This window comes from Flavobacterium sp. (genome assembly GCF_044368625.1).
Classification (GTDB): domain Bacteria; phylum Bacteroidota; class Bacteroidia; order Flavobacteriales; family Flavobacteriaceae; genus Flavobacterium.
On record NZ_JBIPPD010000008.1, the window covers coordinates 22706 to 34029 of the forward strand.

The window sequence follows — 11324 nt, forward strand, 5'->3', positions numbered from 1 at the left end:
AGTGATTAATTTACACTACCTTCTAAGTCAGCACCTGCTTTGAACTTCACTACATTTTTTGCAGCGATTTTAATAGTGTCTCCCGTTTGAGGATTTCTACCGTCTCTTGCAGCTCTGTTTGAAACAGACCAAGATCCAAAACCTACTAAAGAAACTCTTCCGCCACCTTTTAAAGTGCTACCTACGTTTCCTAAAAATGACTCCAATGCTAACTTTGCTGCTGCTTTTGTGATTCCAGCGTCGGCTGCCATAGCATCGATTAATTCTGATTTGTTCATAATAATAGTTATTAATTGTTGGTTAAATATTAATGTTGCATAACAAATTTAGGAGGATTTCGTTACTGTGCAACATATTTAGAGTTTTTTTATTTCGATTGTTAATAACTTTGTGTAAATGTTGACAAACTTTCTTGGTTTTTATAAATTTCGCATTAATTCAGTGTTTATAATGCTTAGCAAGCCTTTGCTTCATTCGAAAATGTCGTTCCGTTCAAAATATCTTTACTGTTCATCTTTTTCTTTCCGGGTAATTGCAATTCAAGTAAAAAGAGGAATCCATTTTCAACTGCTACTTTAATTGAGTTTTTATCTGTAATCAAACTTCCTATTTTTAAATGGTGCAATTCTTCTTGCCAAAGTGCTTTGTATACTTTTACCTGAAGCTCTTTCTGCTTGTCTTGCAGTACGAACCAAGCCGCTGGATAGGGTGAAAGCCCTCGAATTAAATTGAAAATAGATGTGCCGCTTTGAGTCCAGTCTATTTTGCAATTTTCTTTATGGAGTTTATGAGCGGTTTTAAGGTCGGAAGTATCTTGTTGAATTTGAGTTGTCACTTTCTGATTTTCAATTAAATTTAAGGTTTCAATTACCGTTTCACTTCCCAAGTCCATTAGTCGGTCGTGTAGGCTTTCCGCATTTTCATCTGGCGAAATAGCAATTTCTTTACTCAAAATCATCGCTCCTGTATCAATTTTATCATCAATAAAAAACGTAGTCACGCCCGTTTTTTGATCCCCATTGATTATTGCCCAATTGATTGGTGCAGCACCACGGTAATCGGGAAGGAGTGAAGCATGTAAATTAAACGTACCCAATTTAGGCATTTCCCACACTATTTTTGGTAACATCCGAAACGCCACAACCACTTGCAAATTCGCATTTAAACTCTTTAATTCGGCAATAAAATTGTCGTCTTTTAAATTAGTGGGCTGCAATAATTTTAAATTGTGTTCCAATGCATATTCTTTCACGGCCGAGTATTTTATTTTTTGACCTCGACCTGCTGGTTTGTCTGCAGCGGTAATGACACCCACTATTTCGTAGTTGTTTTTCAAAATGCTATCGAGAATGCCCACGGCAAAATCGGGGGTTCCCATAAATACTATTTTTAGTTGTTCCATTATTTTTTTAATCGGTATTGGTTGTTGGGTAGTATTTCAATTTTTTTGTGCTCTAATAATTCTTGCAATGCAAAGATAACCTGATGCGATGGTTGTTTCAATATTTTTTCTAAACTTCGAGAATCTAAAGATTGGCTTTCAAGAACTGAAATAATTTGCTGATACACAGTGCTACTCTGCAAAGGTGTTTTTTTCAAAGAAATACAATAGGAACAAATACCACAATTTTCCTTTTTTTCTTCCCCAAAGTAGGCCAATATTAGTTTGGATTTGCAAACATCTTTTGTTGTTACATAATGTAAAACAGCGTCTAATTGTTTGGTTTTTAAATCGTTTTGAATCGCTAAAAATTTAGAAACCCGGTTGATTGTTCGCTCGTCTTCCCGCACTTCGTTAAAAATTATCGTACTGTCGGTTCCCGTGGCACGATAGGAAATGATGTCTTTTTGATGCAATTGTTCCAAAATTCCTGTCACCTTTTCTACAGTGGTTTGTGCTTTTTTTGCAATCAAAATCAAGTTTAATGTGGCGGGAACTTCATAAATTCCAGGATATGTTCGTAAAATGGTAACAATAGTTTCTTCCTGATGCGGATGCAAACTCATGTACCGCAGCACTTCTTTGGAAGGAATAAGAAATTGAACGGTTATTTTTTCAGAAAATTCTTGCGAATGCGTCAAAATTCCTTGTCGGTCTAAAAACTGAATCGCGTTAAATGTTTTCAATACGGGAAACTGGTATTGGGCACAAAATTCGTTGAGGTTGAATGTAAAGCATTCATCAATTCCTTCGCCGTATCCAATTTTAAAATACGAATTTAATTTTTTGTAGACTTTCGTCAAAAAGTCTTTGTCGGGTAAAACCGATAAAAATTGCCCCTCGGCTTGCATAAAATCGGATGGCGAATGCAACAAAACGGCAAATGCTTTTTGACCATTTCGGCCGCTTCGTCCCGCTTCTTGGTAGTAGCTTTCCATCGAATCCGGCAGTTGAATGTGGATAACGGTCTTTACGTTTCCTTTGTCAATTCCCATCCCAAAAGCATTGGTTGCCACAATAACTTGGACTTTTTCGGTGGTCCAGAGCTCCATGTTTTTGTTTTTTTCATTCGTACTCAAACCGCCGTGGTAGTAGGTTGCTCGAATGCCAGACTGTGTTAATTGCCGCGAAATTTCGATACAAGATTTTCTATTTCGAACATATACAATAGAAGATTCTGGGTTTTTGGTTACAATTTGAACCAAACGGTACATTTTGTCTTCCACTTCAAAAACCATGTAGGCAATATTTTCCCGGTCAAAAGATTTTTCAAAAATAGCAGCATCTTCTATTTTTAAAATTTTTAAAATATCTTGCTTCACACGTGGCGTTGCTGAGGCAGTAAGCGCCAAAATGGGTGTTTCGGGAAAATGTGTTTTGAGGTTTGTAATTTTGAGGTAAGCCGGTCTAAAGTCATTGCCCCATTGCGAAATACAGTGTGCTTCGTCAACGGCAATCAAATGTATCGGCAAGTTTTTAAGCCGCTCTAAAATCCAGTCGGACTGCAATCGTTCGGGAGAGAGATAGAGCAATTTGTAATTTCCATATTGGCAATTATCGAGTAAGTCACTTGCTTCATCGCTGGAAATTCCACCAGTCAGTCCAATCGCTTTTATGCCTTTTTTCTGTAGGTTTTCGACTTGGTCTTTTATCAACGATACCAGTGGAGAGATCACTAAGGTCAGCCCGTCTTGAGCGAGTGCAGGAATTTGATAACAAATGGATTTTCCGCCGCCGGTAGGCAACTGAGCGAATGTATCTTTTTGAGCAAGAACATTGGCTATAATTTCCGCTTGTAAACCTCTAAAATCGTCGTGATTCCAGTATTTTTTAAGCAGTTGAAGTGTTTCGTTCATTGCTGTATCTTTACAAATAGTTTATCAACGAAAGTACGGTTTTTTGTGTAATACCGTTGCTCAATTCGAAACCTATTGATTGACTTGCTCTAGGATAAAAGCAATTCGGTCGTCTAATGTGCCTTTTGGAACCTCGATTAAGTCGTAACCGTAATGTTGGTAGGTTCCCATTAAGTGATTGTAAATCAATTTGGCTTGTTCGTAATTTTCATACCGTTCGGCATCGCTCACGTAAATCTCTTCCCAAGGCGGTAAAATAAATATTTTGGTGTATAGGTGTTCTTTGCAACACAAATCAAAATGGGCAGGATAGCTGTCGCCAATATAATGCATATAGGCCAAAACATCAGGAATTCCACGGTCTAAAAACACAAGGGAAGTTGGTTCTTGACATGCATTTTGAAATTGTTTTTTTCGACCTTCCAACAAAAGTTCACTAAAAAGCAAAGGGTTTTCAAGAAATAATTGTTCAATCCCTTGTTTTTTGGCTTTCATAGTTACTTCGCGCGAAACTTCGGGATAACAACAAAATCCTCTGGCAATTAAACCTTCGATGATGGTGGTTTTTCCAGTTCCAGGACCGCCAATAATAACAATTATTTCTTTTTGCATTTTTTTGAAATAAGTGGCAAATTTACTTAAACTAAACGGGATATCGAAAGTATTTTTCAGTCCATTTCGTAATTTTAAATTTTGCAGATGGCTTTTAAAGTCAGTAGTTGCGATAATTTCAATTTTTGGGCGTTCCCCGCCACGGCAGGTCGGGTCTTTTGCTACAATTTTTTTGTGACAAACCTGAGCTTTTCAAAAAAACGAAACTCAAAGCTGCAAAAAAGGATTTTCCCGAAACTTCGGTACACCCCTGAGGCAAAATGCAGCAGTACATTCAACTATCGAAATCCAAAAATAAATAGTAGCAGAAACCCATTTTTCAACCATTGTTCGTTGGAGCATGCTAAATTGGCCTAAAGCCCAAATAAAAAGTTTACAGTCTCTATCTTTTACATTATATTTGTTGTTTATTTTCAAAAACTAAGATGGATAAAAAAACAGAAGAATTTTACATACGATTGAAGGAGGAACTCAGTACAACTTCCGTTTGGCCTTCGGAGTATCTTTACAAATTTATCGTACCTTCAGAGTTAAAAAAGATTCTTGAAATAGAAAGCGCGTTCAATAATATGGGTGCGGTAATCAAGACTACACAATCTAAAACTGGAAAATACACCAGTGTTTCTGTCGATGTTCAAATGCAAAATCCAGATGCTGTGATTGCTAAATACATTGAAGTTTCAGGAATAGAAGGAATAATTTCATTATAATGGTAAACGAAAAAAAGTACAGTAAAGAAACCGCAAACGATGTGGTTTATAATTTAGAATACAATTCTGAAAGACCGCCTTTAATGATTCCTGAATACGGCAGGCATTTGCAAAAATTGATTAATCAAGCCGTTGCTATTGAAGATCGTGTGGAGCGGAATAAAATTGCCAAATACATTATACAAGTGATGGGAAATTTAAACCCCCATTTGCGTGATGTGCCTGATTTTCAGCATAAATTGTGGGATCAGTTGTTTATCATGTCTGATTTTAAATTGGATGCCGATTCTCCCTATCCGATTCTTTCGCGTGAAGTATTGCAACTCAAACCCGATAAATTACCGTATCCACAAAATTTTCCAAAATACCGCTTTTATGGCAATAATATCAAGTACATGATTGATGTGGCCAATAAATGGGAAGAAGGCGAATTGAAGAGTGCTCTTGTAAAAGTGATTGCCAATCACATGAAAAAATCCTACTTGAGTTGGAATAAAGACACGGTAAAAGATGATGTTATTTTTGAACATTTGTACGAACTTTCCAACGGAAAAATTAATTTGTTAGAAAGTTCCGAAGAGTTGATCAATACCAGTGATTTGTTGCGAACCAATCAACGAAGTTCCAACAAAATTTCGACGACTTCCACGCTGAAACCCAAAATTATGAAAAAGGGCAAACCGGGAAATCCAGTGCACAAAAATCAAAACAGAAAACCTTAAAAGAAGTTGTGGGTTAGGAGTTGTAAGTTGTGAGTTACGTTTGTCACGGCTTATAATTCCTAAATTGTAACTCCGAACTAATTACTAAAACAAATGGGAGTTTTTAAAATAGAAGGCGGTATTCGCCTAAAAGGAGAAGTAGTTCCACAGGGAGCTAAAAATGAGGCATTGCAAATATTGTGTGCCGTACTTTTAACATCTGATAAAGTAACCATCAATAATATTCCCGATATTATCGATGTCAATAAACTAATTACATTACTCGAAAATTTAGGGGTAAAAACTCAGCGAAACGAGAAAGGTTCGATCACTTTTCAAGCAGATGCTGTAAATGTTAACTATCTAGAAACCGAAGCTTTTAAAAAAGAAGGCGGATCCTTACGAGGTTCAATCATGATTGTAGGGCCACTTTTGGCACGATTTGGAAAAGGATACATCCCAAAACCCGGTGGCGACAAAATTGGACGTCGTAGATTGGACACCCATTTTGAAGGATTTATTAATTTGGGAGCCAAATTTAGATACAACCGTGAAGATCATTTTTATGGTGTAGAACAAACGGCCGAGGGCCTTGTAGGAACTCACATGTTACTCGATGAAGCTTCTGTTACTGGAACGGCCAACATTGTAATGACGGCTGTTTTGGCTAAAGGAATTACAACTATTTACAACGCGGCATGCGAACCTTATTTGCAACAATTGTGCAAAATGCTCAACTCAATGGGTGCAAAAATTACTGGCGTGGGTTCGAATTTGTTAACTATCGAAGGCGTTACAAGTTTAAATGGTTGTACCCATCGCATTTTACCCGACATGATCGAAATTGGTTCGTGGATTGGTCTTGCGGCAATGACCAGAAGTGAAATTACCATCAAAAACGTGAGTTGGGAAAATTTAGGTTTGATTCCATCCACATTTAGAAAACTAGGAATTACATTAGAAAAAAGGGGTGACGACATTTACATTCCCGAACATAAAGACGGTTACCAAATCAAAACCGATATCGACGGCTCCATTCTTACCGTTGCCGACGCACCTTGGCCGGGCTTTACACCTGATTTATTAAGCATCGTTTTGGTTACTGCAACGCAAGCAAAAGGCGATTTACTTATTCACCAAAAAATGTTTGAAAGTCGTTTGTTTTTTGTAGATAAACTGATTGATATGGGGGCCAAAATCATGCTGTGCGATCCGCATCGCGCTGTTGTGATGGGACACAATTTTCAATCCCAATTAAAAGCGACTACGATGTCTTCGCCAGATATTCGGGCTGGAATTTCATTATTGATTGCTGCACTTTCTGCTAAAGGAACGAGTACCATTCAAAATATAGAACAAATTGACCGTGGATATGAACGCATCGACGAACGATTGAGGGCTTTGGGAGCTAAGATTGTGAGAGAGTCTTAAAATTATATTTACTTAAATAGTAAAAAACCGAAGTTCAAATAATGGACTTCGGTTTTTTCATGCTCTTTGCACTTTTAGTTAATCTACAAAATTCAAAATTTGAAGTCCAAAGATTACACCATCGCCTATAAATCCGTTTTGGTAGGATCGAACATAATCGACTCGAAACATTTTAAATTTTCCAAAGCCCAATCGGTCTAAACCAATCGTAAATTCCTGATAAGGCTTTCGATCGGGAACAGATAAGTTGTGAAATCCTACAATCAACGTACTGTTTAACTTGTTTAAAAGCGGAATTTTATTCATGATATAACCTTCAAAATTGTGTTCGGCATGCATTTCAAAATAACTGTCGTTGGTACTGTTGGTGTAATACGGCATCAAATTAAACACATTTAAATAACTCGAACTCGTGCCAACGCGTGTTTGATTTCCATTAAAATGTTGGTAATCTATAAACGAAATACCGTCGGCGTTAAAAAATTTCCCACCTTTCAAATTGGTCGAAAAGGTTCCTTTATTACCCAAAGTTTTGTTGTAAAAAATACGTCCGGCGATTTGTTCGAATTCATAATTGGACGCTGTAGCTGCAAAAGCTTTTTCAAAATTCAGAAACAAAGTTGGGAATTTCTCGTTTCTCAAATTTAATTTTGCATCCGGTCTCGAAATGTATTTTTGACCAAAATTAATGTGGGTTCCAATGTTCACTTTTGTCAAATGATGCGTTTCAAAAGCGGGCGTAATGTAATCAAATGGCGCTAAGGGATTGTTGGAGGTATAAACATCGCTGTTTTTGATGATGGTAAAATCGGTGTTGTTGAACAAATTTTTTCGTTGTTCGTAACCCAAACTTCCCGAAAGATATACGCCGTTCGCAACGTCCTGGCCGTATGCCAAAGATGCAAATTCTTTGTTGTACAGTTTCATAAAATTGTTTTTGAAAAACAACGTGCTAACGGAATTTATTAATTTTGAAATGGGGTTATTTTCATTAAACTGACTCACCGTACTACCGCCCGAAAGACTGATAGTGGCGTAATTTTGAGTATTGAAACGGTGAATGTAACTTCCTACCACGCGAAGCCTATCTTCGGCAAAGCCGTAATTAAAAGCAGAACGGATTCGGGTATACTTGCCGTTTTCTTCGTTGAATTTTGTGAAAGAAAAACCACTGTCTAAATTCCAGCCTTGCACGGTATTGTAACTTATAGAATTCAATTTCGAAATTCCTTCATAGGCCAAAGTCCAGTTTTTCTTCGAATTCTTGTAGCTGTAACCGGTAAGAATGTCAAAAAGTTTGAATCTGTTGTTTTTGGCGTCAATCGAATCCAAGTATTTGTCCGATTTTCGCAAAACTTGTAAGCTGTCTTTCTTGATGTAATCTTTTGTTTCTTCGAGGGTTAAAGGAACCGGCCGAACGGTGTTCCAAAAGGTGGAATCTTTTTTATTGGCATTTTCTTCAAAACTCAAAATTTCATTGGTGAACGTTTTCTTAGAAAATTCGTCTGGAAATTCATAATTCGTAAAAACGTGTGTGAATTTTCCTAAAAAGGTAATGCCAAACGCTCCTGCATTGAATTCTAAAGACTGACTGTTTTTAGACCAAATATGGGTTTTGTTGTTGTAGCTAAAATTCTGTTTTAAATTCATCGTGTTCATGAATTCTTGTTTGGCACGATAGCCTTTGATTTCAACATCCACGCCATAAATCGCCCAGCTGTCCTCCACGATGTAAATGTAGCCTTCAAAAACAGGTTCGGCATCCCGTCTTGGAACGAGTTTGATTTTGTTGATCATTTGGTTGTTTTCGTCTTGAAAAGTACCTTCCAAAACGTATTTGTAGTAGTTAAAAGCATTGTCGGCTATGGGCGAAATCATTTTTGCACCCAATGAAACGGTGTTGCTATAAAAATCAAAAGCACTTCCACGAGCCGAATTGTAACTGTAGCCGTTATCGTCACCGCTAATTTTGGAAGCAATGATTCGCTCCTTGAAATTACTTGGTTTTTCGTACATGATTTTAGAAATCGTTTCCGAAAGGTAGATGATTCCGGTTCCTGTAGAATCCAACGATCCGTCCATATCGCCAATCTCTTGACCCAATATCTTTTTTGGTGCATTTTTTAATTTGAAAATACCGCGGGAATAAAAGTCGGCTTTAAAACGACCCGTTTTTTCAGAGTTGTCTTTTCGTGCTGCAATGGCTTTTCGGATCACACTATTGGCTGGATTGTCCTTTGTATTAATGACTACTTCGGCCAAATCAATGTTTTCTTCTGTTAATTGTGCATTCAGAACATAAGGAAATTGCGTAATGTTTACCGTCTTTTTTGCCGTTTTAAATCCCAAGTATTGAAAAACAATAACGTAATTTCCAAGCTTTTTGATATTGAGTTCATAGCTACCATTTTCGTTAGATGAAGTTCCGTTGTAGGTATTTTCGATAAAAACAGAAACTGCAGGAAGTGCGGTTCCTTTAGCATCAGTTATGGTTCCTTTAATTTGTGCCGAAAGCATGGTAGCAAAAAGCAACAAGAAAACCGTGGTAATTTTTCTCATATAATAAATTGTTTTTGGTTGATTGAGTAAGTAGTCGTTTTTTTGTCCAAAAGGTTACAAGTGATTTTTTAAATAAAGGCATTTAAAGCAAGTTCATAACTTTTTAACCCAAAACCAATAATAATTCCTTTGGCATTTGGGGCAGTAAATGATTGATGTCGGAATTCTTCTCGCGCAAATGTATTGGAAATATGTACCTCAATCACAGGAGTTGGAATCGATTTAATCGCGTCTGCAATGGCAATAGAAGTGTGGGTATAAGCTCCGGGATTCAGGATAATTCCGTCGTAAGAAAAACCAATTTGATGCAGTTTATCAATCAGTTCGCCTTCAATATTGCTTTGAAAATAGTGGAGTTGCACCGCAGGATTTCTTTCTTGAAGCGTGGCAAAATAGTGTTCGAAAGTAAGTGTTCCGTAGACTTCTGGTTCTCTTTTGCCTAATAAATTTAAGTTAGGACCGTTGATGATAATGATGTTCATTGAAATTGGATTTAAAGTAAAAATACAAAAAAAAGTCGCTCTTTGAGAACGACTTGCTTTAAAGGAATATTTTAGGCATTTAAAATCGAAATCCTGCCGACAATTGGATGATTCTGTTTGTGATTGAAGCATCTTTTGAAGTGTCCGACAAGCCTACTACATACCGTGCTTGAACGAAAAGGTAGGATGTTAAATTGTAGCCTAAACCTCCTACTGCTGCAAAATCGAATGATTTGGTTCGGAATGCTTCTGGTACATCTTCATTGATTAAAAATGAAAATTGCGGGCCGGCTTCCAGACTTAATTTTTCGCTTATTAAATAAAATTTTGCTAAAACCGGTAGTGAAACATAATCCAGTTTGTAATTTTCATTTTGGAAGTCGGTTCCTTGAGACGAATACATCAGCTCAGGTTGCACCGAAAAATTTTCGACAATATTGATTTCGATTAAAGCACCTACGTGAAAACTGGTTAGATTATCGCCATCAATTTCATTGCCTTGAAGGTTAGAAAAGTTGGTGCCAATTTTTGCTCCAAATTTTAAATCTTGGGCCTTAGTTACGGATGTTCCCAGAAATAAAAGGGAAACTACTAAAATTAATTTCTTCATGTTGGTTTTTTTAGTTGATTTTTGTTCAGAAGTACAGTCTAAAGGTAATGAAATATTTATCAAAAATTCGAATCCTTTACTTTTGTTTGTAGGAATTTTGCCTAACTTGTTAATAAGTTTGTTAAAAACATAGAACCGTGTAAATTATAATACTACACAAAACTTCTACATTTGAGTCACTAAATTTAAATTTAAACAATTATGAAAAAATTAATTTTATCGGTAGCGGCTGTGTTCGCTTTTGGATTTGTTAGTGCACAATAACGCGAGAAAGGTACAATTGAGTTGATACCTCAAATCGGATATTCTTCAGCCAATTACTATGGTGATCAAATTGAAAGCGGAAATAAATCCTTGTCAGGTATAACCTATGGCGTTGGTGGAGATTATTTTTTTAACGATAGATGGAGTATTCGTTCAGGAATCTTATTTCAAACTATGGGTACTAAAGTTACTGGCTTCGAAGACAAATTAAATTATTTAACAGTTCCGTTAAATGCAAATTGGCATTTTGGAAGCACCAGAAAATGGAATCTTAATTTTGGTCCAAGTTTGGGTTTTTTAACGTCGGCCGAGGCTAATGGTGTGGACAATAAAGACGCAGTAAATTCTACTCAATTTGGGTTAAATGTTGGTATTGGTTATAAAATTGAAGTTAACGAAAAAATCAGTATTTTGATTGATTATCAATCTTTGAGTGGTTTAAATAATGTTGCTACAGATTCCAACTTTACTTTTAAAAATACCTTTGGTTCATTTAACGTAGGTGGCGTTTTTAAATTATAAAACGATTTGATGTTTATTAAAAAACCATTTAAATTTTTTATGCATATCCTTTTTTAATCATACTCCTGTAATGCTTGCTATCACTAGTCTATCGAAGATTTTCTCACCAAAATATCTGCGATTTAGCTTATAAACA

General features: G+C 36.5%; 11 protein-coding genes. 4 read left to right on the forward strand and 7 right to left on the reverse strand.

Features of this window, described 5'->3' with window-relative positions:
* Positions 1 to 5: 5 nt before the first annotated feature.
* From ACIQ2X_RS01390 to ACIQ2X_RS01405, 4 genes are all read right to left on the reverse strand, one after another.
* Positions 6 to 278 (reverse strand): HU family DNA-binding protein, encoded by a 273-nt coding sequence (locus tag ACIQ2X_RS01390; protein ID WP_396177082.1) that lies wholly within the window; start codon positions 276 to 278, stop codon positions 6 to 8.
* Between the two features lie 176 nt (positions 279 to 454).
* Positions 455 to 1402, reverse strand: a complete 948-nt coding sequence (gene fmt, locus ACIQ2X_RS01395) for a methionyl-tRNA formyltransferase (protein ID WP_396177083.1) — start codon at positions 1400 to 1402, stop codon at positions 455 to 457.
* Positions 1402 to 3297, reverse strand: a complete 1896-nt coding sequence (locus ACIQ2X_RS01400) for an ATP-dependent DNA helicase RecQ (RefSeq protein ID WP_396177084.1) — start codon at positions 3295 to 3297, stop codon at positions 1402 to 1404. Before ACIQ2X_RS01400 ends, fmt begins: the two co-directional genes overlap by 1 nt.
* A gap of 72 nt (positions 3298 to 3369) precedes the next feature.
* Positions 3370 to 3909 carry an AAA family ATPase gene (locus tag ACIQ2X_RS01405; protein WP_396177086.1) on the reverse strand — a complete coding sequence of 180 codons (540 nt, stop codon included), beginning with the start codon at positions 3907 to 3909 and terminating at the stop codon, positions 3370 to 3372.
* Positions 3910 to 4334: 425 nt separating this feature from the next.
* Here ACIQ2X_RS01405 and ACIQ2X_RS01410 point away from each other — a divergent pair, with 425 nt between their 5' ends.
* The 3 genes from ACIQ2X_RS01410 to murA all read left to right on the forward strand — a co-directional run bounded on the left by ACIQ2X_RS01410 (position 4335) and on the right by murA (position 6751).
* Entirely contained in the window at positions 4335 to 4619 is a 285-nt protein-coding gene (locus ACIQ2X_RS01410) for a DUF493 family protein (protein WP_396177087.1), read from the forward strand.
* Positions 4619 to 5341 (forward strand): DUF4290 domain-containing protein, encoded by a 723-nt coding sequence (locus tag ACIQ2X_RS01415; protein WP_396177088.1) that lies wholly within the window; start codon positions 4619 to 4621, stop codon positions 5339 to 5341. The genes ACIQ2X_RS01410 and ACIQ2X_RS01415 overlap by 1 nt, the downstream gene beginning before the upstream one ends.
* Before the next feature lie 93 nt (positions 5342 to 5434).
* Entirely contained in the window at positions 5435 to 6751 is a 1317-nt protein-coding gene (gene murA / locus ACIQ2X_RS01420; RefSeq protein WP_396177089.1) for a UDP-N-acetylglucosamine 1-carboxyvinyltransferase, read from the forward strand.
* Positions 6752 to 6829: 78 nt separating this feature from the next.
* Here murA and ACIQ2X_RS01425 read toward each other — a convergent pair whose 3' ends face one another.
* The 3 genes from ACIQ2X_RS01425 to ACIQ2X_RS01435 form a co-directional block, all read right to left on the reverse strand.
* Entirely contained in the window at positions 6830 to 9310 is a 2481-nt protein-coding gene (locus ACIQ2X_RS01425) for a DUF5686 and carboxypeptidase regulatory-like domain-containing protein (protein ID WP_396177090.1), read from the reverse strand.
* A 68-nt stretch (positions 9311 to 9378) separates the two neighbouring features.
* Positions 9379 to 9792 (reverse strand): type II 3-dehydroquinate dehydratase, encoded by a 414-nt coding sequence (gene aroQ, locus ACIQ2X_RS01430; protein WP_396177091.1) that lies wholly within the window; start codon positions 9790 to 9792, stop codon positions 9379 to 9381.
* 79 nt (positions 9793 to 9871) lie between these two features.
* Complete coding sequence (locus tag ACIQ2X_RS01435; protein WP_396177092.1) at positions 9872 to 10402, reverse strand: porin family protein; 531 nt, start codon at positions 10400 to 10402, stop codon at positions 9872 to 9874.
* Between the two features lie 285 nt (positions 10403 to 10687).
* Between ACIQ2X_RS01435 and ACIQ2X_RS01440 the strand changes: the two genes are divergently transcribed.
* Complete coding sequence (locus ACIQ2X_RS01440) at positions 10688 to 11188, forward strand: outer membrane beta-barrel protein (protein ID WP_396177093.1); 501 nt, start codon at positions 10688 to 10690, stop codon at positions 11186 to 11188.
* Positions 11189 to 11324 lie beyond the last annotated feature (136 nt).